The 25,413-nt window shown below is 63.4% G+C and carries 31 protein-coding genes and 1 pseudogene; 15 read left to right on the top strand and 17 right to left on the bottom strand.

Going from position 1 to position 25,413, the window contains the following annotated elements; translation table 11 throughout:
- Window positions 1-10: 10 nt before the first annotated feature.
- Window positions 11-860, bottom strand: a pseudogene (locus I3K84_RS05760) (4Fe-4S dicluster domain-containing protein).
- 415 nt (window positions 861-1,275) lie between these two features.
- On the opposite strand from I3K84_RS05760, the gene I3K84_RS05755 reads away from it, so the two are divergent.
- Window positions 1,276-1,881, top strand: coding sequence for a 2'-5' RNA ligase family protein (locus I3K84_RS05755; protein WP_196995682.1), 606 nt, complete (start codon window positions 1,276-1,278; stop codon window positions 1,879-1,881).
- Window positions 1,882-1,946: 65 nt separating this feature from the next.
- Here the strand turns inward: I3K84_RS05755 and putA are convergent, their stop codons facing one another.
- Entirely contained in the window at window positions 1,947-5,669 is a 3,723-nt protein-coding gene (gene putA / locus I3K84_RS05750; protein ID WP_196995681.1) for a trifunctional transcriptional regulator/proline dehydrogenase/L-glutamate gamma-semialdehyde dehydrogenase, read from the bottom strand.
- Window positions 5,670-5,741: 72 nt separating this feature from the next.
- Here putA and I3K84_RS05745 point away from each other — a divergent pair, with 72 nt between their 5' ends.
- On the top strand, window positions 5,742-6,221 hold the full coding sequence (locus I3K84_RS05745) for an Lrp/AsnC ligand binding domain-containing protein (protein WP_011805624.1): 480 nt from the start codon (window positions 5,742-5,744) through the stop codon (window positions 6,219-6,221).
- Window positions 6,222-6,276: 55 nt separating this feature from the next.
- On the opposite strand, the gene I3K84_RS05740 is transcribed toward I3K84_RS05745, so the two are convergent.
- The 5 genes from I3K84_RS05740 to I3K84_RS05720 form a co-directional block, all read right to left on the bottom strand.
- Window positions 6,277-6,624, bottom strand: coding sequence for a DUF4148 domain-containing protein (locus I3K84_RS05740; RefSeq protein WP_172206684.1), 348 nt, complete (start codon window positions 6,622-6,624; stop codon window positions 6,277-6,279).
- Between the two features lie 151 nt (window positions 6,625-6,775).
- Entirely contained in the window at window positions 6,776-7,255 is a 480-nt protein-coding gene (locus I3K84_RS05735) for a hypothetical protein (RefSeq protein ID WP_011805622.1), read from the bottom strand.
- A 136-nt stretch (window positions 7,256-7,391) separates the two neighbouring features.
- Window positions 7,392-7,862 (bottom strand): Spy/CpxP family protein refolding chaperone, encoded by a 471-nt coding sequence (locus I3K84_RS05730; RefSeq protein WP_041836016.1) that lies wholly within the window; start codon window positions 7,860-7,862, stop codon window positions 7,392-7,394.
- The gene (locus I3K84_RS05725; RefSeq protein ID WP_196995680.1) at window positions 7,859-8,314 is read right to left on the bottom strand and encodes an anti-sigma factor; all 456 of its coding nucleotides are present in this window, start codon (window positions 8,312-8,314) and stop codon (window positions 7,859-7,861) included. The genes I3K84_RS05730 and I3K84_RS05725 overlap by 4 nt, the downstream gene beginning before the upstream one ends.
- 15 nt (window positions 8,315-8,329) lie before the next feature.
- Window positions 8,330-8,884 carry a sigma-70 family RNA polymerase sigma factor gene (locus I3K84_RS05720; RefSeq protein WP_041836014.1) on the bottom strand — a complete coding sequence of 185 codons (555 nt, stop codon included), beginning with the start codon at window positions 8,882-8,884 and terminating at the stop codon, window positions 8,330-8,332.
- 142 nt (window positions 8,885-9,026) lie between these two features.
- Between I3K84_RS05720 and I3K84_RS05715 the strand changes: the two genes are divergently transcribed.
- Both I3K84_RS05715 and rlmD read left to right on the top strand, forming a co-directional pair.
- Entirely contained in the window at window positions 9,027-9,350 is a 324-nt protein-coding gene (locus I3K84_RS05715; protein WP_172206689.1) for a hypothetical protein, read from the top strand.
- Window positions 9,351-9,399: 49 nt separating this feature from the next.
- Window positions 9,400-10,848, top strand: coding sequence for a 23S rRNA (uracil(1939)-C(5))-methyltransferase RlmD (gene rlmD / locus I3K84_RS05710; RefSeq protein ID WP_196995679.1), 1,449 nt, complete (start codon window positions 9,400-9,402; stop codon window positions 10,846-10,848).
- 76 nt (window positions 10,849-10,924) lie between these two features.
- Here rlmD and I3K84_RS05705 read toward each other — a convergent pair whose 3' ends face one another.
- Both I3K84_RS05705 and I3K84_RS05700 read right to left on the bottom strand, forming a co-directional pair.
- Window positions 10,925-11,311 (bottom strand): hypothetical protein, encoded by a 387-nt coding sequence (locus I3K84_RS05705; RefSeq protein WP_103737582.1) that lies wholly within the window; start codon window positions 11,309-11,311, stop codon window positions 10,925-10,927.
- Between the two features lie 113 nt (window positions 11,312-11,424).
- The gene (locus tag I3K84_RS05700) at window positions 11,425-12,117 is read right to left on the bottom strand and encodes a Bax inhibitor-1/YccA family protein (protein ID WP_196995678.1); all 693 of its coding nucleotides are present in this window, start codon (window positions 12,115-12,117) and stop codon (window positions 11,425-11,427) included.
- Between the two features lie 227 nt (window positions 12,118-12,344).
- Between I3K84_RS05700 and I3K84_RS05695 the strand changes: the two genes are divergently transcribed.
- Window positions 12,345-12,752 carry a heme-binding protein gene (locus tag I3K84_RS05695; protein ID WP_011805615.1) on the top strand — a complete coding sequence of 136 codons (408 nt, stop codon included), beginning with the start codon at window positions 12,345-12,347 and terminating at the stop codon, window positions 12,750-12,752.
- Between the two features lie 220 nt (window positions 12,753-12,972).
- Here I3K84_RS05695 and hemP read toward each other — a convergent pair whose 3' ends face one another.
- From hemP to I3K84_RS05665, 6 genes are all read right to left on the bottom strand, one after another.
- Window positions 12,973-13,182, bottom strand: a complete 210-nt coding sequence (hemP, locus tag I3K84_RS05690; protein ID WP_015913038.1) for a hemin uptake protein HemP — start codon at window positions 13,180-13,182, stop codon at window positions 12,973-12,975.
- Between the two features lie 196 nt (window positions 13,183-13,378).
- Entirely contained in the window at window positions 13,379-13,789 is a 411-nt protein-coding gene (locus I3K84_RS05685; RefSeq protein WP_196995677.1) for a biopolymer transporter ExbD, read from the bottom strand.
- A gap of 6 nt (window positions 13,790-13,795) precedes the next feature.
- A complete protein-coding gene (locus tag I3K84_RS05680; protein WP_011805612.1) occupies window positions 13,796-14,512 on the bottom strand; it encodes a MotA/TolQ/ExbB proton channel family protein in 717 nt (238 codons plus the stop codon).
- Window positions 14,513-14,529: 17 nt separating this feature from the next.
- Complete coding sequence (locus I3K84_RS05675) at window positions 14,530-15,222, bottom strand: energy transducer TonB (protein ID WP_196995676.1); 693 nt, start codon at window positions 15,220-15,222, stop codon at window positions 14,530-14,532.
- 106 nt (window positions 15,223-15,328) lie between these two features.
- Window positions 15,329-15,601, bottom strand: coding sequence for a bacterioferritin-associated ferredoxin (locus I3K84_RS05670; protein ID WP_015913041.1), 273 nt, complete (start codon window positions 15,599-15,601; stop codon window positions 15,329-15,331).
- A gap of 187 nt (window positions 15,602-15,788) precedes the next feature.
- Window positions 15,789-16,079 (bottom strand): SWIB/MDM2 domain-containing protein, encoded by a 291-nt coding sequence (locus I3K84_RS05665; protein WP_011805609.1) that lies wholly within the window; start codon window positions 16,077-16,079, stop codon window positions 15,789-15,791.
- A gap of 224 nt (window positions 16,080-16,303) precedes the next feature.
- On the opposite strand from I3K84_RS05665, the gene rraA reads away from it, so the two are divergent.
- Complete coding sequence (rraA, locus tag I3K84_RS05660) at window positions 16,304-16,810, top strand: ribonuclease E activity regulator RraA (RefSeq protein WP_103737647.1); 507 nt, start codon at window positions 16,304-16,306, stop codon at window positions 16,808-16,810.
- A gap of 9 nt (window positions 16,811-16,819) precedes the next feature.
- On the opposite strand, the gene I3K84_RS05655 is transcribed toward rraA, so the two are convergent.
- On the bottom strand, window positions 16,820-17,767 hold the full coding sequence (locus tag I3K84_RS05655; protein WP_041836013.1) for a DMT family transporter: 948 nt from the start codon (window positions 17,765-17,767) through the stop codon (window positions 16,820-16,822).
- A gap of 327 nt (window positions 17,768-18,094) precedes the next feature.
- Between I3K84_RS05655 and aceA the strand changes: the two genes are divergently transcribed.
- Window positions 18,095-19,426: an isocitrate lyase gene (aceA, locus tag I3K84_RS05650; RefSeq protein ID WP_103737648.1), complete on the top strand. Its 1,332-nt coding sequence runs from the start codon at window positions 18,095-18,097 to the stop codon at window positions 19,424-19,426.
- A 105-nt stretch (window positions 19,427-19,531) separates the two neighbouring features.
- Here the strand turns inward: aceA and I3K84_RS05645 are convergent, their stop codons facing one another.
- Window positions 19,532-19,858: a helix-turn-helix domain-containing protein gene (locus I3K84_RS05645; protein ID WP_196995675.1), complete on the bottom strand. Its 327-nt coding sequence runs from the start codon at window positions 19,856-19,858 to the stop codon at window positions 19,532-19,534.
- A 95-nt stretch (window positions 19,859-19,953) separates the two neighbouring features.
- On the opposite strand from I3K84_RS05645, the gene I3K84_RS05640 reads away from it, so the two are divergent.
- From I3K84_RS05640 to I3K84_RS05605, 8 genes are all read left to right on the top strand, one after another.
- Window positions 19,954-20,715 carry a hypothetical protein gene (locus tag I3K84_RS05640; protein ID WP_196995674.1) on the top strand — a complete coding sequence of 254 codons (762 nt, stop codon included), beginning with the start codon at window positions 19,954-19,956 and terminating at the stop codon, window positions 20,713-20,715.
- Window positions 20,716-20,748: 33 nt separating this feature from the next.
- Window positions 20,749-21,057: a hypothetical protein gene (locus I3K84_RS05635; protein ID WP_196995673.1), complete on the top strand. Its 309-nt coding sequence runs from the start codon at window positions 20,749-20,751 to the stop codon at window positions 21,055-21,057.
- On the top strand, window positions 21,057-21,389 hold the full coding sequence (locus tag I3K84_RS05630) for a hypothetical protein (RefSeq protein ID WP_196995672.1): 333 nt from the start codon (window positions 21,057-21,059) through the stop codon (window positions 21,387-21,389). The genes I3K84_RS05635 and I3K84_RS05630 overlap by 1 nt, the downstream gene beginning before the upstream one ends.
- A 90-nt stretch (window positions 21,390-21,479) precedes the next feature.
- Window positions 21,480-21,926 (top strand): hypothetical protein, encoded by a 447-nt coding sequence (locus I3K84_RS05625; RefSeq protein WP_196995671.1) that lies wholly within the window; start codon window positions 21,480-21,482, stop codon window positions 21,924-21,926.
- 397 nt (window positions 21,927-22,323) lie between these two features.
- Window positions 22,324-22,887 carry a hypothetical protein gene (locus tag I3K84_RS05620; protein ID WP_196995670.1) on the top strand — a complete coding sequence of 188 codons (564 nt, stop codon included), beginning with the start codon at window positions 22,324-22,326 and terminating at the stop codon, window positions 22,885-22,887.
- Window positions 22,884-23,090: a hypothetical protein gene (locus I3K84_RS05615; RefSeq protein ID WP_044399176.1), complete on the top strand. Its 207-nt coding sequence runs from the start codon at window positions 22,884-22,886 to the stop codon at window positions 23,088-23,090. The genes I3K84_RS05620 and I3K84_RS05615 overlap by 4 nt, the downstream gene beginning before the upstream one ends.
- Complete coding sequence (locus tag I3K84_RS05610) at window positions 23,087-23,239, top strand: hypothetical protein (protein WP_196995669.1); 153 nt, start codon at window positions 23,087-23,089, stop codon at window positions 23,237-23,239. Before I3K84_RS05615 ends, I3K84_RS05610 begins: the two co-directional genes overlap by 4 nt.
- 737 nt (window positions 23,240-23,976) lie before the next feature.
- Complete coding sequence (locus tag I3K84_RS05605) at window positions 23,977-25,278, top strand: DUF3631 domain-containing protein (protein ID WP_196995668.1); 1,302 nt, start codon at window positions 23,977-23,979, stop codon at window positions 25,276-25,278.
- Window positions 25,279-25,413: the final 135 nt, after the last annotated feature.

Below are 25,413 nucleotides of genomic sequence, written 5' to 3'. Positions count from 1 at the left end.
TCCTTGGGGTTCAGTGGTCGGACAGCAGGCGCACGCTGGCCTGGCCGTCCACGCCGTTGACGAACGCATCGGGCAGGCCGATGTAGTACACGCGCGGCGCGGTGTTCATGCCGGGCTTGAGCACCTTGAGGTCTTCCTTGTGCTCAGCCATGCGGCGGTTGATCTCGCTGCCCTGGTCGTTCAGGTCGCCGATCACGCGCGCGCCGCCCACGCAGCTCTCCACGCAGGCCGGCAGCAGGCCGGCCTCCAGGCGAGCCGATCACGCGCGCGCCGCCCACGCAGCTCTCCACGCAGGCCGGCAGCAGGCCGGCCTCCAGGCGGTGCTCGCAGAAGGTGCACTTGTCGGCGGTCTGCGTCTCGTGGTTGATGAAGCGCGCGTCGTACGGGCAGGCCTGCACGCAGTAGCCGCAGCCCACGCAGCGCTCGTTGTCCACCAGCACGATGCCGTCGGTGCGCTGGAAGGTGGCCTGCACCGGGCACACGGGCACGCAGGGCGGCTCGTCGCAGTGGTTGCACAGGCGCGGCAGGCTGACCATGGCGGGCGCGCTGCCGTCATCCTTGTCGATCTCGTACTGCAGCACCGTGGTGCGGAACTGGCCGATGGGCGGCTGGTTTTCCACCGAGCAGCTCACCGTGCAGGCTTGGCAGCCGATGCACTTGCGCAGATCCACCAGCATGCCGAAGCGCTTGCCCTCCATGCCGGGGCGGCGCGGCGGCTGGCCCGGCGCGAAGGGTGTGGCGGCCTGGCTGGCGCCGGCCAGGCCAAAGGCGGTGGCCAGGCCGACGAGTTCTTGCAGGAAGGTGCGCTTGCCGGGTTGCGGCGCGGCGCAGGCGGTGGGGGAGGGGGGACTTTTTGACATAAATACTTTGAATATTTACTGCGTAGATGCATTATTCTCCTCGCATCCTGATTATCTGTTTGATTAACGTCAAATGACTTTGTTGATATTCTTCTTGGATTGTTTTGGTTAAACTTTTTTAGTTTATTAATTGAAAATTAATGAAATATTAAATAATCCCGAGCAATTGCGTATGGAATGTGGAGCGGCCGCAAACGGCCATACGTGCGGGTTCCGGGCCCCGCGGGAAGTCAGCCTTCTGGGCTTGGGGATACGAATGCCATCCTGGGTACCAAAATCCGAAAATTGCCGATGAATGGGCGGTGAGGCGATATGCCTCAATTGCCGCCATTCCGATTAAAAATATCGGTTATTGCCCGCGCCGGCGGAGTGCCTGTTACCCACAAGGGCCAGGGGCGGCGCTACAGTGGGGCGCATGGACGCTCACCAACTGCCGCTCGCCGGCGTGGAGCCCGATGCGCCACGCCCCAACCACCATCTTTTCTTTGCCGTGCTGCCCGAGCCCGGAGCGGCGCAGGCTGCGGCCGATCTGGCGCAGACGCTGATTGCGCGGCACGACCTGCAGGCGCAGGTGCGCGCGCAGCGCCTGCACGCCACGCTGCTGTCGCTGGGGTGGGAGCCTGCGCTGTCGCCCCGGCATCTGCAGTGGGCGCGCGACGCGGCGCAGCAGGTGCGGGCGAGGGCGTTCTCGCTGCGGTTCGATCGGGTGTTGAGCTTTCGCCGCGCGCCGCAGGCCAAGCGGCCCTGCGTGCTCTGCGGCCCCGCCGACGGGCAGCAGGGTTTCATCGCCTTGTATGAGGCGCTGCACACGGCGCTGTGGTCGCAGGTGCGGGGGCTGGACGGCGTGCCCCACGCACCGCACATCACCCCGCACATGACGCTGTGCTACAGCCGTCAGGCCGTGCCTGAGCAACCCGTGCCGCCGCTGGAATGGACGGTGCGCCGCTTCGTGCTGCTGCACAACCTGCGCGGCTCGCCCGGCCCTTACGAGGTGCTGGGCGAGTGGCCGCTGGCGGATTGATTGCTATTGTTTATATAGCTGTTGGCGCTTGATGGATAGGCGCTAGAGGCCAATTTACTCTGGCATCACGCCATGGTCATCAGGCTGGCATTGCCGCCTGCCGCCGTGGTGTTGATGCTGACCGCGCGCTCCAGCAACAGGCGCAAGGTTGCCTGCAGCGCGTCGGCGGGGCCGTCCACCGCCGTCACGCCCACGATGGGGCCGGGGCGCAGGGCCACGCGCTGGCATTCCACGCGGCGCGTTTCCGGGCTGCCGCTGTGCAGCACGGCGTCGTAGCCCATGCCATCGCCGCGCCAGTCGGACACCAGGGCGATGCGCGCCTGCACCTCGCTCGGCAGCGTGGCGCACAGGGCCTGCGCGTCCTGCGGCCAGAGCGCAAGCGCGCCCGCGGCCAGCACCGCGCTCAACTGCAGCAGCAGCGCCTCGTCCGTATCGGCCAGGCACAGCACGCGTTCGCGCGGCAGCAGCCGATAGGTGTTGCGCTCGCCGGTGGGGCCGGGCAGGGTGCAGGCCAGGCCCGCGCAACTGGCCTGCGCCTGGGCCGCGCAGGCCTGTGCCAGCGCTGCGTTGCCCTGCGCCTGGGCCCAGTGCTCCAGCGCCGACAGCGGAGCGAGCAGCGCGGGCTGTGCGCTGGCGTCGGGCACCTGCACGGCCGTCGCCGCCAGCGCGCCGTGCGTGGCGTTGGCCGGGTGGCGCGACAGCAGGCGCAACAGATACAGCGGGCCGCCTGCCTTGGGGCCCGTGCCCGACAGGCCCTCGCCGCCGAAAGGTTGCACGCCGACCACGGCGCCCACCATGTTGCGGTTCACATAGACGTTGCCGGCCGTGCTGTGGGCCAGCACCTGGGCCACGGTTTCGTCGATGCGGGTGTGCAGGCCCTGGGTGAGGCCGTAGCCCGTGGCGCTGATCTGCGCGAGCAGCGCGTCCAGCTCGCCGCGCTCGTAGCGCACCACGTGCAGCACGGGGCCGAAGACCTCGCGCTCCAGCTCGGTGATGGTGTTCAGCTCGATCAGCGTGGGCGGCACGAAGGTGCCATGCGCCGTGCCCTGCCCACCGGCATGGCTTTGGAACACCGGCCGGCCGCTGGCGCGCAGGCGCTCGATGTGGCGCGCGATCGTGGCGCGCGCCTCCTCGTCGATCACCGGGCCTACGTCCACCGCCAGTTGCGTGGGGTTGCCCATGCGCAGTTCCTGCATGGCGCCGCGCAGCATCTCCAGCAGCCGGTCCGCGCAGTCGCGCTGCACGCACAGCACGCGCAGGGCGGAGCAGCGCTGGCCCGCGCTGTCGAAGGCCGAGGTGAGCACGTCCGCGACCACCTGCTCCAGCAGGGCGGAGGAGTCCACGATCAATGCGTTCTGTCCACCGGTCTCTGCGATCAGCGGAATGGGCCGGCCGCTGGCGTCCAGCCGTGCGGCCAGGCTGCGCTGCAGCAGCCGCGCCACCTCGGTGGAGCCGGTGAACATCACGCCCATCACGCGCGCGTCGCCCACCAGCGCTGCGCCCACCGTCTCGCCGCGGCCGGGCAGCAGCTGCACGGCGGCGGCGGGCACGCCGGCCTGGTGCAGCAGGCGCACGGCCTGGCAGGCAATGAGGGGCGTCTGCTCCGCCGGCTTGGCCAGCACCACGTTGCCCGCGGCCAGTGCGGCGGCCACCTGCCCCATGAAGATGGCCAGCGGGAAGTTCCAGGGGCTGATGCAGGTGACCGGCCCCAGCGGCGGGTGGGTGGCGTTGTCGAAGTGCCCATCCACCTGCGCCGCGTAATAGCGCAGGAAGTCCACCGCCTCGCGCACCTCGGCCACGGCGTTGGCGCAGGTCTTGCCGGCTTCGCGCATCAGCAGGGCCAGCAGGGCAGGCATATCGCGTTCCAGCCCATCGGCCGCGGCGCGCAGCAGCCGTGCACGTTCTGCGGGTGGCGTGGCAGCCCAGGCGGGCTGCGCCGCGGCGGCAGCCCGCAGCGCGGCGTCCACATCGGCGGTGGTGGCTTCTTGCACCTGCCCGACCATATCGGTGGCATCGGCAGGGTTGCGCACGGGGACGCGCGGGCCGGCGGGAGCGCCGGCGGCGATGAGGGGTGTGGCTTCCAGCGGCGTGGCGGCGCTGGCGGCCAGCGCGTCGGCCACGCACTGCAGCGTGGGCTCGGCCGCCAGGTCCAGGCCCTGCGAATTGGCACGCGCCGGGCCGTAGAGCTGCGGGGGCAGCGCGATGCGCGGGTGCGGCAGGCCGGCGCCGCCTTCGGCGCGGGCCTCGGCATCCACCGTGTCCACGGGGTTGTCGATCAGCGCCTCCAGCGGCAGCGTGGCGTCGGCCACGCGGTTCACGAACGAGGTGTTGGCGCCGTTTTCCAGCAGGCGGCGCACCAGGTACGCCAGCAGCGTTTCATGCGTACCCACCGGGGCGTAGATGCGGCAGGGGCGCTCGGGCACCACCTGCTCGTACAGCGGCTCGCCCATGCCGTGCAGGCACTGGAACTCGTACTGGCCGGGGCGATAGTCCGCGGGGCCCGCCAGCTCATAGATGGTGGCCAGCGTCTGCGCGTTGTGCGTGGCGAACTGGGGGTACACCGCGTCGGGTGCGCCCAGCAGCTTGCGTGCGCAGGCGATGTAGGAAATATCGGTGTGCGCCTTGCGCGTGTACACGGGGTAGTCCGCCAGGCCATCGACCTGGGCGCGCTTGATCTCGCTGTCCCAGTACGCGCCCTTGACCAGCCGGATCATCAGGCGGTGGCCGCTGCGGCGCGCCAGATCGATGCAGTAGTCGATCACGCGCGGGCAGCGCTTTTGGTAGGCCTGGATCACGAAGCCGATGCCCTTGAAGCCCGCGAGGGACGGCGCATGGCACAGGCGCTCCAGCAGGTCCAGCGACAGTTCCAGCCGGTCGGCCTCTTCGGCGTCGATGTTCAGGCCGATGTCGTAGCCGCGCGCCAGTTCCGCCAGTTGCAGCACGCGCGGGTACAGCTCGTCCATCACGCGCTGCCACTGCGCGCGGGCGTAGCGCGGGTGCAGCGCGCTGAGCTTGATGGAAATGCCGGGCCCCTCGTACACGCCGCGGCCCGCGCTGGCGCGGCCGATGGCGTGGATGGCATCCACATAGGACTGCATGTAGCGATCGGCGTCGTGCCCCGTGAGCGCGGCCTCGCCCAGCATGTCATAGGAATAGCGAAAGCCCCGTGCCTCCAGGGTGCGCGCCTTGCCCAGCGCCTGTTCGATGGTCTCGCCGGTGACGAACTGCTCGCCCATCATGCGCATGGCGACGTCCACGCCCTTGCGGATCAGCGGCTCTCCCCCGCGTGCGGTGATGCGGCGTAGCGCATCCTTCAAGCCCCCTTCGCTGTGCGTGGTCACCAGCCGTCCGGTGAGCAGCAGGCCCCAGGTGGCCGCATTGACGAACAGCGACGGGCTCTTGCCCAGGTGCGCGGCCCAGTCGCCCGTACCGATCTTGTCGCGGATCAGCGCGTCGCGCGTGGCCGCGTCGGGAATGCGCAGCAGCGCTTCGGCCAGGCACATCAGCGCCACGCCTTCTTGCGAGGACAGCGCGAACTGCTGCAGCAGCCCCTGTACCAGGCCGGACCGCCCGCTGGCATGTTCGCGCTGGCGCAGCCCTTGCGCCAGGCGCAGGGCGCGCGCCTGGATGTCCTGCGCCATGGCAGCGGGCAGGCGCGCCTGCGCCAGCAGCGGCGCCAGTGCCTCAGGCTCGGGCGGACGGCAAGCCTGGGTGACCGCCAGGCGCAGCGGGTCGGTGTCGCGGGGGCGAGGGGAAAAGTGGGCGGCGTGGGGGGCGGCGTTTGTCATGGGGTCGCATCATCCTTGGGTGAATGGCGAATGAATCACTAAAATCGGCAAGCACCACCGAATTTTTGCTCAATGACCGGCCAATTTCCCACTGATCTGGATCGCATCGATCGCAGGATATTGAAGATCCTGCAAGACGATGGGCGCATCTCCAACCTCAAGCTGGCAGAGACCGTGGCGCTGTCGCCCACTGCCGTGCTCGCGCGGGTGCAGCGGCTCACGCGCGAAGGCTACATCCTGGGGTATGAGGCGCGGCTCAATCCCCTCAAGCTGGGCGCGGGCATGCTGGTGTTCGTGGAGGTGCTGCTGGACCGCACCACGCCCAACGTGTTCGACCAGTTCAAGGCCGCGGTGCAGGTGCATCCCGAGGTCATGGAATGCCACATGGTGGCCGGCGGTTTCGACTACCTGCTCAAGACGCGCTGCGCCGATATGAATGCCTACCGCCAGTTCGCCGGCGCCGTGTTGTGGCAGTTGCCCGGCGTGCGCGAGACGCGCACCTACGCGGTGATGGAAGAGGTCAAGCACTCCAACCACCTGTACCTGGGTTGAAGCCCTTCGGTACGGAAGACGCAACGCCCGCGTCGTGCGGGCGTTGTGTTTCCCATCAGCCCGCCGGGTACAGCGATGGGCGTTGCCTGTGTTGTGCCGATGTTTCGTTGCGCATCTCATCGATCACCTGCTGGCGGGTCCTGGTCGAAGTCGTTGAGGGTGCCGGTTCCGGAACGCTGCTTTCCCCATAGGACAGGCGGTCCTGTCGCACTGCGGTCTCGGTTTCTGCCCTGACTTGCTCACGGGTCCGATCACTCTTGAAGTGCTCGGGGTGAACGACCACGCCCGCTTCGTTGTTGGCAGGGTGCCAGTAGCCGGCAGATGCCATCGTTGGCAGACCGAGTGCTGCGACGGCAGCCACGCTTGCGATCACGGAGAAAAGGGGAAGTCGACGACCCGTCATGTTCAATATCCTGTGTTGGTTTGCCGGAGCGTGCATATCCCGCCCTTGCGCAGGGGGGCGCAAAGGGGCGCTCACAGCAGATGAATGCTTGGAAGGGGGCTGGCATGCACCGGGGTGTGCAGCCGCCCCTCCTGTACTTGCGGTCTGCCCCTTAGTGGGACAGCGGGATGGCCTTCCAGCCGCTGTGGCTGAAGTACTTGCCGTAGGCATTGGAGGCCTGGGCCACCTTGACCACGCCCTCGGCGCGCTTGTCCTCGCCGTGCTTGCCTTGCGCGGCCTCGGCACCGGCCATCAGGTCGGCCACGATGATGTGCAGCTGTGCATCGGCGGCGGGCGGCAGCTTGCAGTTCTCCACCATGTAGGCGACCTGCTGGTTGACGGTGTTGGCGAAGGCGTCGTAATCGGCCGGAGTGGCCTTGCCCGAGTGGGCGGCGGGCAGGATCTGCGTGACCGATCCGCGCACGGCCGTCATGGCCTTGCGTAGCGGCGCGTCGGTTTCCCACTTCTTGCCGGCGTTGAGCTGCAGTTGGTGGGTTTCGGCACTGCCGCCATGGTTGTGTGCGTCGGCGGCGTAAACGGCCAGCGGGGATGCCAGGGCGGCGGACAGCAGCAGTGCGGTGAAGGTGTTCATGAGAATGCTCCGTTGAAAAGTTGAACCATCAAGGCAGCCGCTCAAGGGAATGTGTGGCTGCCTTGCCTACTTCAACGAAGGGGGTGCCTCAATGTTCCATCTGATTTGCACCTTTTTCCTTCTCTCATCTCGGCGTTCACTTGCGGTGCAGCATTTCCTCCTCGGTGGCTTCTTCTGCATAGCGGGTCAGCAGCAATTGCAGCAGCCGCGTGCGCTGGGCGTCGTTCAGCATGGCGCGCTCGGCCAAGAGTTGGTCAATCACGCGCTGTTGCTGCGTGGCCTGCAGGCGGGCGATGGCGGCCTGCTCGGCGTCAATGGCGGTGCGCTCTGGTGCGTCAGCAAAGATGTGGCGCACCAGGGCTTCGCGGTGGCGGCGTATGTCACTCCAGTTGGACGACAGGTCATGGAGGAAGGGGGTTTCCATTCCTTCCCAGCGCGCGCGCTGTTCGGGGGTGAGCTTCAGATACTCGGGCAGGTGGACCACGGGAGGCGCGCCGCCCTCGGGCACCGTGTCCGGCGCAGTGCGCAGCACCAGTGCGGCAACCACGCCCAGGTTGAGCGCCAGCGAGATCGCCAGCAGGGTGCGAATCCAGGCAGGGTTTTTCATGGCAGGGTTCTCGGCAAACGGCAGATTTCGGCGGCGGCGCACAGCCCGCCTGGCGGCACAGGGTCGAACACGCGCGCCATGGCAGGGCTGGCAGCCGGAAGGGCCGCGCCCGTGCCCAGCAGCAGCCCCCCCAGCCAGACGCCGGACACCAGCGCGGCCCCCGCGGCGAGGCCCGTGGGCATCCAGCCCAGCAGGCTCCAGCCGGTGCGCCGGGACCGGGTGGGGCGTTGCGCCAGGTCCTGCGCCAGGCGGTCCTGCAATTGCGCCGCCAGGTCGAAACCCAGCGCGGGCGAGGGCAGGGCCAGCAATTGCTGGCGCTGTGCCTGCAATGCGGCAAGGTGCTGGCTGCACAGGGGGCAGGCGTGCAGGTGCTGCTGCAGCGCGACCTGCGCATGCGCGGGCAGCGCATGGTCGATCAAAGCGGAAAGGTCTTCGGTGCGAGGGCAGTTCATGGCGGCTCCTTGCGTTCAGCGTGGCATGAGTTGCAGCAGCCCGGCGCGTGCGCGGGCAATGCGGGATTTGACGGTGCCCAGGCTGATGCCCAGCACCTCGGCGATGTCCTCGTAGGCCATGTCTTCGATGTCGCGCAGCAGCAGGATCTCGCGGTGCTCCACCGAGAGCCGCTGCAGCGCGCCTTCCAGCGCTTCGATGCGCTGGCGGGCCTGCAGTGCAGCCTCGGGCGTGGGGGTGTCCGCCGGCATCTGCTCGGACAGGGTCTCGTCCAGTTCCACGAACGCGACACGCTGCGCGCGGCGCAACAGGTCCAACGCCTGGTTGCGCGCGATGCGAAACAGCCAGGTGGACAGTTGTGCGTCCGGCTGCCAGCGGGGCAGTGCCTGGTAGGCGTTCAAGAAAGTCTCCTGGGCGAGTTCGCGCGCATCCTCCTGCGAGCGCGTCATGCGGAACAAAAAACGGTAGATGCGGTCCTGGTAGCGGGCCACCAGTTCGGAGAACGCCGCGACCTCGCCGCGCTGGGCGCGGGCGATGCAGTCGCTCTCTTCAAGGTGGCTCAGGGGGCGCATTGCCTCTTTCAACGCAGGGCCGCAGCAAAAGTTCCATGAAACCGTCGACACGGGGCGGGGCCGGGAACAGCCGCTTACCGGGGCGGGCGCAAACTCCGCAATAATGCGCCGCATTCACAGCACAAGAAGGAAGGGAACCCTCATGCGAGCCATTCGCTTTGCCACGGCCTCCGCCGCCATGATTGCCGGACTGTTTGCACCGGGCGCGTGGGCTACTTGCTACGTGATCTATGGCGCAGACCAGCAGGTCATCTACCGCTCGCAGACCCCCCCTGTGGACCTGTCGCGCAACCTGCACGAAACCCTGCCCCTGGTCGCGCCCGGCGGCACGCTGGTGTTTTCCTTGGACAACTATGGCTGCGAGGTGGAAGTCAACCGCCTGCCTTCCAATGTGGCTGCGGTCCGCAAGGATGCGGCTGCAGGCGCCCCCACCGCGCCCCGTGCGCCGCGCGCCAGCCGCAGCTGAAAGCCGCCCGCGCGGCGGCAGGGGTGGGCTGGCCTGAGACAATCGAGGCATGAGCGACCCCACAGAATTCAGCCCACCACCGCCCACCTCCACGGTTCTTCCCCCCGGCTGGCTCGAAGTCACCGCCATGGACATGGACGCCCAAGGCGTCGCGCGCAAGCCCGATGGCAAGGTGGTGTTCATCGACGGCGCACTGCCCACCGAGCTGGTCAGCGCCAACACCCACCGCAAGAAGAACAACTGGGAGCAGGCCAGCCTCACGGAAGTCCACCGCCAGTCCAGCCAGCGCGTACAGCCCGGCTGCCCGCACTTCGGCCTGCACGCGGGCGCCTGCGGCGGCTGCAAGATGCAGCATCTGCACGTGGCGGCACAGGTGGCCGTGAAACAGCGCGTGCTGGAAGACAACCTCTGGCACCTGGGGAAAGTGAAGGCCGAGACCATCCTGCGCCCCATTGAAGGCCCTGCCTGGGGCTACCGCTACCGCGCGCGCCTGTCCGTGCGCTACGTGCCCAAGAAGGACAAGGTGCTCGTGGGCTTTCACGAGCGCAAGAGCCGCTACATCGCCGACATGGAGACCTGCAAGATCCTGCCGCCGCATGTGGACGCCATGCTGATGCCGCTGCGCGCCCTGATCGGCAGCATGGCCGCACGCGACACCTGCCCGCAGATCGAGCTGGCCTGCGGTGATACGGTCACGGCGCTGGTGCTGCGCCACCTGGAGCCGCTGTCCCCGGAGGACAAAGACAAGTTGCGCGCCTTTGCCGCCGTGCATGGCGTGCAATGGTGGCTGCAACCCAAGGGGCCGGACACGGTGCATCTGCTGGACGAGGGCGGCGAGCCGCTTGCCTATGGGCTGCCCGACTTCGGCATCACCATGCCCTTCAAACCCACCGACTTCACGCAGGTCAACCCGCACATCAACCGCGTGCTGGTCACGCGCGCGCTGCGCCTGCTGGACGCGCGCAAGGACGAGCGCGTGATCGACTGGTTCTGTGGCCTGGGCAACTTCACGCTGCCCATCGCCACCCAGGCGCGCGAGGTGCTGGGCATCGAGGGCAGTGAGGCGCTGGTGGCGCGTTCGCGCGAGAATTATCAGTCAAATCAGGCTCAAAGGCAGGATGGATCTGCGCTGGCAGCTACCAGCTTTGTAGCGCGCAACCTGTTCGAGATGACGCCTGAGATGCTCATTGCCGATGGCGCCGCCGACAAATGGCTGGTGGACCCGCCGCGCGAGGGGGCGTTCGCATTGTCCAAGGCGCTGGCGGACATCCACCAGGCGCGCATCGGTGCCGAAGGCGCGCCGCCGCTGCCCGCTGGGCATGAAGGCTGGCAGCCCCCCCAGCGCATCGTCTACGTGAGCTGCAACCCGGCCACGCTGGCGCGGGACGCGGGCCTGCTGGTGCACCAGGCGGGCTACCGCTGTGTGGCTGCGGGGGTGGTCAACATGTTTCCGCACACGGCCCATGTGGAGAGCATGGCAGTGTTCGAGCGGGGCTGACGCCCGCGGTGGCTCAAGACGTTTTTGGCCAGGGGCGCTTGCCTAGCAAGCGCCAGCAGCTATCGTTTGGATAGCATCAGCTGCGGTTGCGGGAGGTGCGGTCCTCGGTCTGCAGGTCCGCCTCTTCGTCGCTTGCGCGGCGACTGGCGGGCTTTTTCTCCAACTGCGTGAGTACCGAGGCCGTGCCCTCGATCTTGTTCTCGCGCATGTACAGATCCATGTCCTTCCAGCCCGCGAACACCTGGGCCTTGGGGGCCTTGGGGTTCAGCGTGAAGCAGTCCTCCAGCCCGCGCAGCGCATGCCGGCAGGCGCCACCGATGGCCTTGGCCTCGGCCTCACGCTGGGCCACGCGCGGGTCCGGGCCCATGCCGGGAATCTCACAACCCGCCAGCGGCAGCAGCGCGGCAGCGATCAGGGCGGCGCGAGCGCCGGCGGCAAGGAGGGGGTGGTGGCGAGGCAGCATGTACAGGGGTTATCGGCAGGCGTGCCGTCAAGTTGAGGCTGTCAGCCAAGGGCGGACGTGAAAAAGGCCCCGGAAATCGGGGCCTTGCGACGCTTGTGCGGTGGGAAGGCCGTTCAGTCGCGCTCGCCGCCCATGATGCCCAGCAGGGCCAGCAGGCTCTGGAACACGTTGAAGATGTCCAGGTACAGCGCCAGTGTGGCGCTGATGTAGTTGGTCTCGCCGCCGTCCAGGATCTGCTTCAGGTCGTACAGCATGTAGGCACTGAAGATGCCGATCGCTGCCACCGAGATGGCCATCATGCCGGCCGACGAGCCCACGAACACGTTGATGATGGCGCCCACCATGAGCACCAGCGCGCCCACGAACAGCCACTTGCCCATGCCCGACAGGTCGCGCTTGATGACGCTGGCCAGGCTGGCCATGACGAAGAACACGCCCGCCGTGCCGGCGAAGGCCGTCATGACGAGGTCGGTGCCGTTCTTGAAGCCCAGCACCATGCCGATCAGGCGCGACAGCATCAGGCCCATGAAGAAGGTGAAGGCCAGCAGCACCGGCACGCCCGCGGCCGAGCGCTTGGTTTTCTCGATAGCGAACATGAAGCCGAAGGCGCCGCCGAGGAACACGATCAGCCCCAGGCCGCCGCGCAGCGACTGCGTGATGCCCGTGGCCACGCCGATCCAGGCGCCCAGCACGGTGGGCAGCAGGCTGAGCGCCAGCAGCCAGTACGTGTTGCGCAGTACGCGGTGGCGCTGCTCCTGCGAGATGCCATAGCCCGCGGAGCTGACACTGGTGATTTCTGGGTTCATCTGGTTTCTCTCCTGATTGGCCTGCACAGCGCAGACCCGAATGATTCTAGGTGGTGGCTTTTGGCGCCGAATGCAATACCCGCGCACCATCCCGTACTTTATGGGTTGCATTCTTTTGCCCTGCGGCGGGGCACTGGGCGGGCCCGCTGGCACTATGCTTTTCGTTTTCCGTTGTGCGCCCTGCCGGCTGGCCGGGCGCATCCACCCACCTCCTGCAGGACTGCCTCATGAAGACCAAACCCGAACTTGAACTCTCCGACGTCAAGCTGATCGCCGCCGCCGCCGAGGCCGAGGCCCTGAAGAACCAGTGGGCCGTGACCATCGCCATCGTGGACGACGGCGGACATCTGCTGTGGCTGCAGCGCCTGGACGGGGCCGCAGCGGTGTCCGCGCACATCGCGCCGGCCAAGGCCCACACGGCCGCCTTGGGCCGCCGCGAGAGCAAGGGCTATGAAGACGTGATCAACGGCGGCCGCACGGCCTTCCTGAGCGCGCCTGCGCTGCAGGGCATGCTGGAAGGCGGCGTACCCATCATGAAGAACGGCCAGTGCCTGGGCGCCGTGGGTGTGAGCGGCGTGAAGTCCCATGAGGACGCGCAGATTGCGCGCGCGGGGATTGCGGCGATCGGGCTGTAAGCGCTCATCGGGAGCGATTACTATTGTTTTGATAGCTGCTAGCGCTTGTTGGAAGGGCGCTGGAGGCCAAAAACATATTGGGTTCCAACAGAAAAACCGGCGCGTGGGCCGGTTTTCTCATGGGTGTGCAGGGAAAAAAAGCCTGGCTACGCGGGCATGCCCGTTGGCTGGCCAATACGACCCTTCGGACCGAGGTCCTGGAGTCGCCCCACGATGAAACTTATTTGGTCAGGATCAGCTTGCCGAGCTTGGTGGCCTGCAGCCGGTAGACGGCGCCGTTGTGCACGATGGCCACGGCCTTCTGGCCGCGCAGCAGGGTGCTGCTGTCGACGGCGCCGCCTTCGGCGTGGGACGCCGGGCTGGAATCGGCGGGCACCGCGAACATGCGGGGTGCGGTCAGTGCGGACGGTGCGGTCAGGCTGGCATGCATGGTGAAGTCTCGGTGCGTTACGGTGGTCAAATGATAACCATTCTCAATTAAAGATCAAGCATCCGGGGCTGAAAATTTCCTGTCGATTCGTATCCAGATGCAAGAGGCAGCCCCCGCAGGTGGCGCTGGCGACGCTGCTGCGCCGCCCGTGGGGCTGCTGCTGTGAAGGCCGGCGCGCCGGCGCGGCCGTGGTGCGTCAGGGCGCCGGGTCGGTCACGAAGCCGATCTTGCGCACGCCCGCGCGTTGCGCCGCCGACATCGCCTGCGCCACGCGCTCGTAGCGCACGTCCTTGTCGCCGCGGATGTGCAGGTCCGGCTGCGGGTCCTTGCGGGCCTCGGCCCGCAGGCGCGGCTCCAGCTCGTCGTCGCCGATCGTGGTCTCGTTCCAGTGGTACTTGCCGTCGGCCGTCACCGACAGGCGGATGGTTTCGGGCTTGATGATTTCGCGCTCGTTGGACGCACGCGGCAGGTCTACCGGCACCGCGTGCTTCATCACCGGCACGGTGATGATGAAGATGATGAGCAGCACCAGCATGACGTCCACCAGCGGCGTCATGTTGATTTCGTTCATCACCTCGTCGGCATCGTCCTGGGTTCCGAAAGCCATGGCGCATCAGCCTTTCTTGATGGGCAGCACCTTGGCTGCCTCGCCGTGTACCGAAACGCGCGCGCCGGTGACGAAGTAGGCGTGCAGATCGTGCGCAAAGCTGTTGAGGCTGTGCAGGATGGATTTGTTGCCCCGCACCAGGGCGTTGTAGCCCAGCACGGCGGGAATGGCCACGGCCAGGCCCAGCGCGGTCATGATCAGCGCCTCGCCGATCGGGCCGGCCACCTTGTCGATGGTCGACTGGCCCGAGGCGCCAATGGCCACCAGCGCATGGTAGATACCCCACACGGTGCCGAAGAGGCCGATGAATGGCGCCGTGGAGCCCACGGACGCCAGGATGGCCAGGCCCGATTGCACGCGCGCCGTGAACTCGTCGATGCAGTTGCGCAGGCAGCGCGTGACCCAGTCGCTCACGTCCAGGCTGTCATGCAGATGGGCCTGCGTGTTGCGGTGGTGCTGCGTGGCTTCGCGGCCTTCCAAGGCGAGGTGGCGGAAGGGGTTGCTCGGGTCGGAGCCCAGCTTGGTCAGGCCGGCGGCGAAGTCTTCGCTGTGCCAGAAGTCGCGTGCCTGGCGGGCGTGTTTCTTGAACTTCAGGATGTCCAGCGCCTTGATGATGATGACGATCCACGATGCCAGCGACATGCCGATGAGCAGCACAGCGACGGCACGGGTGACGAAGTCGCCCTGTACCCAGACATTGGCAATGCCGAAATGCGATTCCATGAAAACTCCTGCGAGACTTATTGTTGGAGAACGAAATTGATCGGGACCAGATTCCACATGGCTTCTGGCACGCCGTTGCGCTTGCCGGGTACGAAGCGCCAGCGCATGACGGCGTCGATGGCCTGGCGGTCCAGGCGCTCGAAACCGCTGGACTGCTTGACCTCCACTTTCTGCGGCAGTCCGTCGGTGCCGATGAGCACGCGCAGCATCACTTTGCCTTGTTCTCCCAGCCGCTTGCTCACGGCGGGGTAGACGGGCTTGGGGTTGTTCAGGTAGCTCGCGTCGCTGGAGGGCAACTCGATGCTGGGTGCGGCCGGCGCCGGTGGAGCTGCGGGGGCCGCCGGTGCGGCGACGGGCGCGGCCGCAACCGGCGGGGCCGGGGGCTGAGGCTCTACGACGCCCGTGGGCGCGGCGGGGGCGGGTGTCGGGTCGGGGACCGCCACGGGCATGGGAGCGGGGCGCGGCTTGGGCGCCACGGGTTTGGGCGGCGCCGGGGCTGGTTTGGGCGGCGGCGGAGCGGGAGGGGCCGGTGGGGCCGGAGGCGCGATGAATTCGCTCAACACCTCAGCAGGGATGATGATCTCTGCCGTCTTGCGCACCAGACCCGATTGCAGGGCCCACAGGCCGGCCACGTGCAGCACCACCACGGAGCCTGCGATCACGGCATTGCGGCTCAAGCCCCCGGGGGAGCCGTATCGGTCAGAGGACATAAAAATGATAGCTGCTGGCGCTTGTCCAGCTTGGTCGAAAGGCCAAAAAGCCTTGAATAGGCGGTCTATTTATGCAGGATCCACCAGACCGAGCATATGACGATGATCAGACTTCCTGCGAGTGCGTAGAACAGTTGCATGCCTTGCCTTCCGGGATGAGGGTGGCAAGCTGGACGGCTGTGGGATCGGTGTCCTTGTACAGGGCGGCCACCGGCTGCGATGCGCAGCACTGCGCCACGACATCGCGGGCACAGTCTTCGCAGCGGCCGCACTGGGTGGCGACGCCCAACTCGAACTGAATCTCATCGAAGCTCATACCTGCGCGCGCGTGGCGTGCAATCTCCCGGTCGGAAACGCGGTGGCAAACACAGACGATCATGGTGCAGGCAGTCGTGGCTGGCTATGGACGATGAACTGATTATAAATGCGAATTCATCGCATTTGCAGTCCTTGACCCCACTGCCGTGTAAGAAACCATTGCCGAGTGCCTTGCAGGCGAAAAAAAACCGGCATGCGCATGCCGGTTTTTGTTCGCCTGGCTCTCGCAGAGAGCCTGGCAGGGCAGATTACTTGACGTGCTTGCCAATCAGCCCGGCCATTTCGAACATCGAGACCTGGGGCTTGCCGAACACTTCCTTGAGCTTGGCATCCGCGTTGATCATGCGCTTGTTGGAGGCGTCCTGCAGGTTGTGCGCCTTGATGTACACCCACAGCTTGCTGATGATCTCCGTGCGCGGCAGCGGGGTGGCGCCGACCACGGCCGCCAGAGCGGGGCTGGGGGTCAGGGGCTTCATGAAAGCGGCGTTGGGGGTGCGCTTCTTTGCGGGTGCTGCGGACGCGGTCTTTGCAGTTGCCATGTTGGGTTGTTCCTTGTTGGAAATGAAATATGTCACCAGCGAACGCCGCAGCTCCACTGGCAGCGGTGATGCTACTGGGAAAAAAACCGGTTTCCAAGGCGAGCTGCCTCTTTTTTGCCTCGATTTGTTGCTCTGGCGGCCAACCGCCGTCACGCGCGAGAATGCGCCACCGCAGCTTGCTGCGGCGCACCATCCCCCTTTATGCACAGAAAGGCTTCCCTTCCATGTCTGCACACCCGACCCCGGCCATCAGCACCTGCGATCTCTGCGACGCCCACAAGGGTGACGACAGTGGCGCGTTCCGCGTGCTGCCGCCCGTGTTCCAGAGCTACGGAGCGCTCCCCGCTTTCAGCGGTCCCGTGAGCACGGTGAAATGCTTCGAGGACAACACGCTGGTCAAGGCGGCCGTGGATTCGCCGGGCAACGGGCGCGTGCTGGTGGTGGACGGTGGAGCTTCGCTGCGTCGCGCGCTGGTGGGGGGCAATCTGGCAGCCAGCGCGGCGCGCAATGGCTGGGCCGGTATCGTCGTGAATGGTTGCGTGCGCGACGTGGCAGAACTGAATGCCGAGCGCGTGGGTATCCGCGCACTCGCACTCATGCCGTTGCCCACCGAAAAGCGGGGCGAAGGGCTTTCTGACGTGGCGGTGCAGGTACAGGGCGTGTGGGTGCGGCCGGGCGACTGGCTGTATGCGGATGCCGACGGCATCGTGATCAGCGACCACGCGCTGTAACGCCGCCGGTCAGGCGCGCATATCGCGGCCGGTGCGCCACGGCAGCCGTGCGGGCATCGTGGCCAGTACGACGCTGGCCAGTGCGATGCCAAAGGCCATGAACTGCATGGTCGTGAAGCGCTCGCCCAGCGCCAGCACGCCCACGAGCGCCGCGCTCACCGGCAGCAGCACGGTGAATACGCCGCTCTGCGCGGCGGGGACGGTCTTCAGGCCGGTCATCCACAGCCACACGCTCCACATGCATGCTGCCATGGCGTAGAACACCAGCAGCAACCAAGTGGGCCAGCGTACGGCCGTGAAGTCGAAGTACAGGGCGAAATACAGCCCGAAAGGCATCGAGAGCATGAAGCCCCACAGGTTGATCAGCGCCGTGATGCGCCGTGGCCCCAGCGCGCCGGTGAGCTTCTTGCCGATGACGGAATAGGCGGCCTCGCACAGCGATGCGGCCAGCAGCAGGGCATAGCCCAGCCATTGCAAGTTTTGGGCATTTTCGGGCTGTAGGGCATTGCTGGCGTGTGCGGAGTGCTCTGGTTTGGATAGCGCAAACAGCACAATACCCGCCACTGCGCAGGCCACCGCCACCCAGGTGCGGGTCGCCACCTGTTCACGCAGGAACAGCCAGCTCATGACCGCCACACATGCGGGGATGGTCGCCATGATCACCCCGGCAGAGGTGGCGCTGGTCAGGCTCACGCCGTAGATCATGCAAACGGTGAACAGAAAGTTGCCCAGCAGCGACTGCAGAAAAAGCAGGCCTTGGGTCTGCCGCGTCAGAGGTGGCTCCTGGTGCGGCTTCTTCAACCATCCGAGCATGGCCATTGCGCCGATACCGAAACGCAACCACGCCAGCAAAAGCACGGGGAACGCCGCGGCCAGCGGCTTGGAGAGCGCCACGTAGGCACCCACCAGCATCATGCTGAGCGCCAGGCAAAGGTATGCGGTGGGGCGGTTTGGCATCTGATGAAGATTCCGAACGGAGGCTCCATCATGCATGAGCGCGGGGCAGCCCATGGAAAGGAACTCACCAGACCTGCTATTTCGCATGGAGAAAGTCTAATTTCTCATTGCGAAAATTTTGTTTGTTGCGTTGCGGAAAAATTTCTCGATACGAGAAATGAGTTTTCATATAGAGATATATAGAGCATAAGCCATTGATTTTTATGGCTTAAATTTATCTCTTATATAAGACATAAGAGATTGATGTGGTCTTATAGAAGACTTAAAGTTGTGTCCAAGGGTCCCGGGAGCGGTACCCGCCCATTCCTTCATCTCTTGGAGAGCAACATGCCAGATTCCCTGAACGCACAACTGAGCCGTGAGCAGCAAATCGCAGCCCTGGAAAAGGACTGGGCCCAGAATCCCCGCTGGAAGAGCGTGAAGCGCGGCTACACAGCAGCTGACGTGGTGCGTCTGCGTGGCAGCCTCCAGCCCGAATACACGCTGGCCAAGCGTGGCGCAGAGAAGCTGTGGGACAAGATCAATGGCGGCGCCAAGAAGGGCTATGTGAATGCCTTCGGTGCCATCACCGCCGGCCAAGCCATGCAGCAAGCCAAGGCGGGCCTGGAAGCCGTGTACCTGTCGGGCTGGCAGGTGGCCGCTGACGGCAACACCAGCGAGACCATGTACCCCGACCAGTCGCTGTATGCCTATGACTCGGTGCCCACGATGGTGCGCCGCATCAACAACACCTTCAAGCGTGCCGACGAGATCCAGTGGGGCCGCGGTATCAATCCCGGCGACAAGGAATTCATCGACTACTTCCTGCCCATCGTGGCCGACGCCGAAGCCGGCTTCGGCGGTGTGCTGAACGCCTTCGAACTGATGAAGAACATGATTGCCGCTGGCGCGGCCGGCGTGCACTTCGAAGACCAACTGGCTGCCGTGAAGAAGTGCGGGCACATGGGCGGCAAGGTCCTCGTGCCTACACAGGAAGCCATCGAAAAGCTGATCGCTGCCCGCTTCGCTGCCGACGTGATGGGCGTGCCCACCATCGTGCTGGCCCGCACCGATGCCGAGGCCGCCAACCTGATCACCAGCGACCACGACGCCAACGACAAGCCGTTCTTGACGGGCGAGCGTACGCAGGAAGGCTTCTATCGCGTGAAGAATGGTCTGGAGCAAGCCATCAGCCGCGGTGTGGCCTACGCCCCCTACGCCGACCTGGTGTGGTGCGAGACCGGCACGCCCGACCTGGGTTTTGCCCGCGAGTTCGCCCAGGCCGTGCATGCGAAGTGCCCCGGCAAGCTGCTGTCGTACAACTGCTCGCCGTCCTTCAACTGGAAGAAAAACCTGGACGAGAAGACCATCGCCAAGTTCCAGGACGAACTGTCGGCACTCGGCTACAAGTACCAGTTCATCACGCTGGCCGGCATCCACATCAACTGGTACAACACGTTCCAGTTCGCCCATGCTTATGCCCGCGGCGAAGGCATGAAGCACTACGTGAACATGGTGCAGGAGCCCGAGTTCGCCGCACGTGAGCAGGGCTACACCTTCGTGTCGCACCAGCAGGAGGTGGGCGCAGGCTATTTCGACGACGTGACCACCGTGATCCAGGGTGGTTCTTCGAGCGTGAAGGCCCTGACAGGCTCTACCGAAGAAGAGCAGTTCCACTGATCTGCTTCTGAAAGCACCTGAAAAGGTGCTTTCCCATCAAGCCATCTGATGCTGCGGTGTCAGGTGGCTTTTTGTTTTCTGAGTAATGGCGGTGACGAACGGGGTCTATACAAGTTGAAGTTGCCATTCTCGAACTACCTGGCCCCTGAGAACCTCGGGTAGCTGTCTGAGCTTCAGCAACAGCGTGGCAATGTCTTCGTCCTCACAGTAGAGGTATGCCAGCGGCACATTCAAGGCATCGGCAATCAGTCTGGCAGTCTTGACTGGTGGCTCATGCGTGCCCAACTCATACCGGCTGATCCTCGCGCGGCTTGACGACTCATCAATGCCGATCAGCACGCCCACCTTCTCCTGAGACCACCCAAGCTCTTCGCGTCGAGCGCGCATACGGCGACCGACAACGTTGTTGACTTGGACAGACTCGAACCCCATGTCACGAGTCTCGTGACGTGGCGATAATCTGTCGTCACGTTAAACGTGACATTCAGGAATCTGCATGAACTCGAAAACCAACTCAAGGGAGGAGCATGTCACTCGCACTGTCACTGGCAACCCTGTTCGGCAAGCCCGCTGCCGAAAGGTTGATCCAGGCATTGGGAACCCGCAAAGACGGATCCAAACGCCTTGAACAGGCCGCCACAGCCCTGGCCAGCGGAGCCACTGCCATAGAAGCCCTGAAGCAGGCATTCGGCAAGGACTTTCTGGCCACCGTCAACGAGGTAGTGGGCACATCCAAGGCTGCCTTCACCTATGAGGCGGGTACCCAGCATTACATCCGTCAGGACGCCGCTGGCCTGCCCCCTGCACAGGTCTTACGGGATGAACTGAACGTCAATCTGGACCGCCTGACCCTGTTGGGAGTGAAAGGTAAAGACCTCAAGAACCAAGCCCTGGGTGTGGTGGCTGTATGGGGCAAACGGTGTCTTGATCTGCATGGCGACACCCACAAGGAGGACATCGCATCTACCTTGAAAGCCATGAATGACCTGCTGACAGGTGATTCACGCAACTTCCGGCAAATCTATGAACTGCTGTCCACCACTGGCCTGGGTGGTGTGGGTGCTTTGATGGTCATTGCAGGCGTCCTGGTGGCCACTGGAACCGGCGTCGGTATTGCCACAGCCATTTCCACATTCGTATTCGGCATCCCCTGGGTCACGGTGGGAGCCTTGGTGCTTCCCGGCGCGCTACTGGTCGTGATGGCCGCCAAGAAAGCACGTCCTGTGGATGACGTTTCTCTGTCCGTCGCGCTGGCTTACAAGCTGCTTGAGCGATTGGAAAAGCCCTGATTTCTTCAACTGATTTTTAAAGGAGGTAATTCGATGAGTGTTCGTTTCATCAGTATGTTGGCTGGAGCTGCTTTGATTGCTGGCTGTGCATCAATGGGTCAGGATTTCAATATGTCTGACGTCGATGCATTTAAACCGGGTGTCACCACTTTTAGTGATGCAAAAGAAAAGCTGGGTAAACCGTACAGCGAATCCGTAGATACGTTTGGACGAAAGACGGTCATTTGGGTTTCTTCGCAAGGAGGATTGACAAAGGTCAAGAGCAAGGGGGTTTCCATCATTTTCGATAGAAACGAGAAAATGCAGTCCGTTGTTCACAAAAGTTCGACTGAGGCGAATTGATGGGAAAAATTACTGGAAAATTTCTAATCCTATCCACAGCTTTGATTTTGACGGCTTGTGGTCAAGAGTCAGCGATTCAGAAGGCCGTCAGAGGAAGTCTCAAAGATCCCGAATCTGCCAAGTTTGGCGAGCATGCTGTCTTGGATGATAAATTTGCATGCATGACTGTCAATGCTAAGAACAGCATGGGCGGTTACACAGGAAATCAGCAAGCCCTGCTGGCTAAAAAAGATGGAGAGTGGATTGTTGCAGAAATCGATCAAATGGGATTTGATGAGTGCAAAAGACTCATGAATCGTTTGAATGAAGAGTTATCAAAAAAAGAGAAGTAACCTGATATTCCAGAAAAGTGGCGCCCTCGGAGCAATCCCAGGGCGCTTTTCTTTTGCCCATCCCATTTCAACCTGAAAGGAGTTCTGCCTATGGAGATTTTCAAAACCTCTGAATCCATCCAAACCGCTGCCGCCCATCACCCCGATGCTGAGTTACGGCATTTGCTGTCAGCCAGGATCGAATCCTTGTCCGATCTGCTGGACGAGTTCCCTTTATCTGAACTGATGCACGTCATCGTCATGGAAACGGGAGACACAGCACAAAGCTTGGAAATCGCTTTGTCATTGCCAAGCCTGAATTACGAAGCTGGACATGGCCTTGATTTGAGCGATCCCGCTTTTGTGCCCAGTTGGGAAATCTGCGAAGCCCATGCCCAGTGGTACGAGATCACCTTTGTGCTGTCCAGCGATGGATTCGGCGTGGTGGTCTATGTGCCCAAAACCTGCACCGATGCCACCTTGCTGGCCCTGTGTGAACGCTTCGCAGAAACCCCTGTCACCACCGCCCCAGCCATGGAGAAGCCGCATGCCACATAGACCCCGAAACCCGCCATCCGTGGCACCCCCGCAAACCGCCCATTGAGGCGGTTTTTTATTGCCCAGATCAACCCAAGTCCAGAAAGGAAACCTATTTGACCCGCACCCCACCCATTGATCCTGTCGTGGCCTCAATGGTCAAGCGCCTGCCTGAACACCTGCAAGAGCTGTGGCTGGAAAGGGCCGCCATCCGCTAGTACGACGGTGGTCAAAGCCGGGATCTGGCCGACGCCATGGCCTTGCTTGATGTTGTCCGCATTCACCCCCAGGAAGCCTTGACCTGCTGGATCTGACCGGTGAAGGCCCTCCACTGCCATTGCGCAAAACCCAGCACCTTATGTGAAAGGGCTCAAGCCTGAGCCTGCCATCCCGTTCAACCCCTCCTGAAAGGACGCCCATGTCTGACCTTGCAACACCCCTTGATCCTGTGAATGCAGTGGCCGAATCCGAAAGTACGGAAACGCCCGAAGTCCTAGATACCTCCGAACCCCAGGAAGAAGCACTGCCCATCATCGAATGCCTCTGTACGGCTGAATGCACCTCCGTATCGGGCCGATCCACATTGACCTACGCCATAGGTCGTCACCCGGACCAATCCCTGCACCTGCGCATCGTCTCCAACTCTGGCGGCGGCATGTTCTGCGGGGATTGGGCTGCTGGTGCTCGGATTGATGCCCTTGTGGCTGGTGGTCAAGAACTCACATCCCGCAGCTTCCATGCCTTGCACCCCGGCAAATCCATCAACACCGGGGGTTTTGTCATGTCGGCCTTGCGTGACTTGGGTCTGATCCGCCTGAACCCCCAAAACTCTCGCCATCACGCGCATGTGGAAGGCATGAACTTCACCCAAGTGGCTTTGGCTGCATTCGGCAAGGCATCGACAGCAGACGCCCATGGTTCCAAGTCCCACACAGGCCGAAAGCCCCGGCTTCCACGTCCCTTGCCGAAAGGGCGTGATTGAAACCCCAGGTCATCCACATCCTTGCTGGCCTCATGGCTGCTGGCGTGCTGGGTCTGATGTTCTCGAACACCCGCATGGTGGGTGTGGCCTGTACCGCCTTGCTTTGTTACCTGTTTCCCATCGTCGCACTGATCCTGGCCTTGCTGGGATTGCTGGTGCTCTTCTTTCTCCACCGTCGCAAAACCCGAAAGGATTTCCCATGACCTACACAGACAGCCTCTCTCTGGCCACCCAACGCGCCCTGGACTGGGATGACCTGCCTCAAGACCTGTTGCCCCTGGTGATCGTGTCTGAAGCTGCTCACCTCAGCGCCCTGGATTCCGATGCCTTGGGCTGCACACACCTGCACTGAACCCAACCCCGGCCATGTCCAGTAGCTTTTCCTGCACCCATCCTTGATGGTTTGCGGAAGGTGAGTGGGGATGGTTGGGGTGGTGGCCCATCTTTTTTTGCGATGGCTTTCAGTGATGAAGGGGTAACGGCTGGGTGAATTCATGGGGCACGCAGGCAGGCCCGGAGGCTAGGGCCGGGGAGGGGCAGGCAGGCCCCGGAGGGGTGCGGCCCCGTTGCAGACGTGGCGGATGTTGCGGCCACCCGGGGAGGGGGTGGGGCCGGACGGCGGCGGGCTGGTTCTTGACCGAGATTTGCAGATTTACAACACATGATCAAAAAAATTTTCGGTCACGCATCTTGCTCTTGATTTTGGGTTTTTGGAGCAACCCTCAAGCTCCGGGCATCAGAGTTATGGCACATAAACCTGGATGCAATTTCTGCATAAGGCGTGAGTGCTTTCGTTCACGCTGAAAAATGAACAGGTTTAAATGCCTTTGGCTTGGATGAAATCGGCGGTACTGATTTAAATGCTGTGGCTAGGGATTTTCCTGGGTTACTGCTTTATATATTTATATTCATTGGATGTGTGCGGCGGACAAAATCGGCAGGGCGAGGAATCATGAATTTTGCGTCGGGTGGATTTGCTTGGGGAGAGGTGAATATGCAGAATTCAATCTGGTTAGACGAACGTAATCGTCTAAACCAAGGTTGGCCAACCTGCTCTTCCTCGTTCTTTGAAAATCAGAAAGGATAGTTATGTCGAAAAAATCTTTGGCCAAATCTGCCTCCGATGATCTGGAAGATTTCCTCGATCTCAGCCCGCCAGCGCCCTGGATGTCTCCTGTAACGGGTGAAGTGTTGTTGGATGCGCTGCATGAAACCATACGAACTTACGTGATCGCTGATGATTGCTATGTGACGGCCATGGTGCTTTGGATCACCCACACCTACAGTTTTCGGCAATTTCATTACTCGCCCCTGTTGCTGATCAATGCTCCCGAGCGGGCCTGTGGCAAGTCAGTGGCGTTGGAATTGATTGCTCGCCTGGCGCATCGCTCATTTGAGACGGCCAACATCACGGTGGCGGCTCTGTTTCGGATCATTCATCTGTATGGTCCCACGGTGCTGATCGATGAAGCTGACACCTTTCTGGAAAGCAATCCAGAAATGGCCGGTATCTTGAACAAGGGGTATGAGCATCGTGGTGTGGTGGTGCGGGTGGAAACGATTGGGGATCGCTTGCAGCCTGTGCCTTACCGTGTGTTTGGTCCCAAAGCCATTGCCGGTATCGCCATGGAACGTCGCTTGGCAGATGCCACATTGAGCCGCTGTGTTCGGGTCCAAATGCGGCGAAAGGTCCAAGGTGAGACTGTGCAGCGCTTGCGTTCTGCCGATCGAGGGCTGTTTGCCACCTTGCGTTCACAGATCCATCGTTTTGTTGCGGATCAGCAGCAAAGCTTGCGAGAGGGACACACCGACATGCCCAGCGAGTTGAGTGATCGGGAGCAAGACAACTGGGAGCCTTTGTTTGCCGTAGCCCGTTGTGCAGGGCCTCGTTGGCTGGCGAAAGCGCGTGAAGCGGCCTTGTCCATTAAGGGATCAACCGAAGAACCGCAGTCCATGAGCAATAACCTGTTGGCAGACATACGGGAAGTGTTGGCATCGTATCGAGATCGGTACATCCCCTCGGCCAAGCTGCTTGAGTTGCTGTTCAAGGATTCCGAAATGGGGTGGGACAGTTACAACCGGGGTTTTCCTTTGACCGCACGTCAATTGGCCAAGAACCTCAGTTCATATGGCATTCGTTCCAAGACGGTTCGTATGCGCGATGCTTCGACACCCAAGGGGTATGAGGTGCGCGAATTTGAGGAGGTGTTCAAGCGCTACCTTGGCGTTCCGAGTGCATCAGTGGATGCACGTAAGGAGGGTACCGTCCCTGCGGCCCCTGCGGCCCCTGCGGCCCCTGCGGCCCCTGCGGTTGCGGTGGCTCAAGCCAGTTCGACGCCGATTGCCCGATCTGCCCCGGTGCCCTACGAATTTCCAGACGTGGATTTCTGAGTTGTTTGTCCCCTGACCTGCAAAGCCGTTGCATGTAGGGCGGCTTTTCCGATACCGGGCATGGCCTTACCCAAAAGGCCCGCTGCCCGCGTGCTTTTCTGCACACCCAAACCTCCACAGGTTTGGAATCCGTGC

It is taken from the genome of Diaphorobacter sp. JS3051 (assembly GCF_015832135.1).
Lineage (GTDB): Bacteria > Pseudomonadota > Gammaproteobacteria > Burkholderiales > Burkholderiaceae_C > Diaphorobacter > Diaphorobacter nitroreducens.
The sequence above is the reverse complement of the archived record's forward strand: the minus strand, read 5'-3'. Positions and strand labels throughout refer to the sequence as shown.

Bases quoted from the DNA above. Each gene is read 5' to 3' on its own strand.
- I3K84_RS05625 (WP_196995671.1), top strand. From the start codon at position 21,480: ATGGAGATTTTCAAAACCTCTGAATCCATCCAAACCGCTGCCGCCCAT.
- I3K84_RS05620 (WP_196995670.1), top strand. From the start codon at position 22,324: ATGTCTGACCTTGCAACACCCCTTGATCCTGTGAATGCAGTGGCCGAA.
- I3K84_RS05670 (WP_015913041.1), bottom strand. From the start codon at position 15,601: ATGATCGTCTGTGTTTGCCACCGCGTTTCCGACCGGGAGATTGCACGC.
- I3K84_RS05630 (WP_196995672.1), top strand. From the start codon at position 21,057: ATGGGAAAAATTACTGGAAAATTTCTAATCCTATCCACAGCTTTGATT.
- putA (WP_196995681.1), bottom strand. From the start codon at position 5,669: ATGACAAACGCCGCCCCCCACGCCGCCCACTTTTCCCCTCGCCCCCGC.
- I3K84_RS05645 (WP_196995675.1), bottom strand. From the start codon at position 19,858: ATGGGGTTCGAGTCTGTCCAAGTCAACAACGTTGTCGGTCGCCGTATG.
- I3K84_RS05705 (WP_103737582.1), bottom strand. From the start codon at position 11,311: ATGCTGCCTCGCCACCACCCCCTCCTTGCCGCCGGCGCTCGCGCCGCC.
- I3K84_RS05740 (WP_172206684.1), bottom strand. From the start codon at position 6,624: ATGACGGGTCGTCGACTTCCCCTTTTCTCCGTGATCGCAAGCGTGGCT.
- I3K84_RS05725 (WP_196995680.1), bottom strand. From the start codon at position 8,314: ATGAACTGCCCTCGCACCGAAGACCTTTCCGCTTTGATCGACCATGCG.
- I3K84_RS05680 (WP_011805612.1), bottom strand. From the start codon at position 14,512: ATGGAATCGCATTTCGGCATTGCCAATGTCTGGGTACAGGGCGACTTC.
- I3K84_RS05720 (WP_041836014.1), bottom strand. From the start codon at position 8,884: ATGCGCCCCCTGAGCCACCTTGAAGAGAGCGACTGCATCGCCCGCGCC.
- aceA (WP_103737648.1), top strand. From the start codon at position 18,095: ATGCCAGATTCCCTGAACGCACAACTGAGCCGTGAGCAGCAAATCGCA.
- I3K84_RS05715 (WP_172206689.1), top strand. From the start codon at position 9,027: ATGCGAGCCATTCGCTTTGCCACGGCCTCCGCCGCCATGATTGCCGGA.
- I3K84_RS05675 (WP_196995676.1), bottom strand. From the start codon at position 15,222: ATGTCCTCTGACCGATACGGCTCCCCCGGGGGCTTGAGCCGCAATGCC.
- rlmD (WP_196995679.1), top strand. From the start codon at position 9,400: ATGAGCGACCCCACAGAATTCAGCCCACCACCGCCCACCTCCACGGTT.
- I3K84_RS05700 (WP_196995678.1), bottom strand. From the start codon at position 12,117: ATGAACCCAGAAATCACCAGTGTCAGCTCCGCGGGCTATGGCATCTCG.
- I3K84_RS05685 (WP_196995677.1), bottom strand. From the start codon at position 13,789: ATGGCTTTCGGAACCCAGGACGATGCCGACGAGGTGATGAACGAAATC.
- hemP (WP_015913038.1), bottom strand. From the start codon at position 13,182: ATGCATGCCAGCCTGACCGCACCGTCCGCACTGACCGCACCCCGCATG.
- I3K84_RS05745 (WP_011805624.1), top strand. From the start codon at position 5,742: ATGACCGGCCAATTTCCCACTGATCTGGATCGCATCGATCGCAGGATA.
- I3K84_RS05610 (WP_196995669.1), top strand. From the start codon at position 23,087: ATGACCTACACAGACAGCCTCTCTCTGGCCACCCAACGCGCCCTGGAC.
- I3K84_RS05640 (WP_196995674.1), top strand. From the start codon at position 19,954: ATGTCACTCGCACTGTCACTGGCAACCCTGTTCGGCAAGCCCGCTGCC.
- I3K84_RS05635 (WP_196995673.1), top strand. From the start codon at position 20,749: ATGAGTGTTCGTTTCATCAGTATGTTGGCTGGAGCTGCTTTGATTGCT.
- I3K84_RS05665 (WP_011805609.1), bottom strand. From the start codon at position 16,079: ATGGCAACTGCAAAGACCGCGTCCGCAGCACCCGCAAAGAAGCGCACC.
- I3K84_RS05695 (WP_011805615.1), top strand. From the start codon at position 12,345: ATGAAGACCAAACCCGAACTTGAACTCTCCGACGTCAAGCTGATCGCC.
- I3K84_RS05755 (WP_196995682.1), top strand. From the start codon at position 1,276: ATGGACGCTCACCAACTGCCGCTCGCCGGCGTGGAGCCCGATGCGCCA.
- I3K84_RS05735 (WP_011805622.1), bottom strand. From the start codon at position 7,255: ATGAACACCTTCACCGCACTGCTGCTGTCCGCCGCCCTGGCATCCCCG.
- I3K84_RS05605 (WP_196995668.1), top strand. From the start codon at position 23,977: ATGTCGAAAAAATCTTTGGCCAAATCTGCCTCCGATGATCTGGAAGAT.
- I3K84_RS05655 (WP_041836013.1), bottom strand. From the start codon at position 17,767: ATGCCAAACCGCCCCACCGCATACCTTTGCCTGGCGCTCAGCATGATG.
- I3K84_RS05730 (WP_041836016.1), bottom strand. From the start codon at position 7,862: ATGAAAAACCCTGCCTGGATTCGCACCCTGCTGGCGATCTCGCTGGCG.
- rraA (WP_103737647.1), top strand. From the start codon at position 16,304: ATGTCTGCACACCCGACCCCGGCCATCAGCACCTGCGATCTCTGCGAC.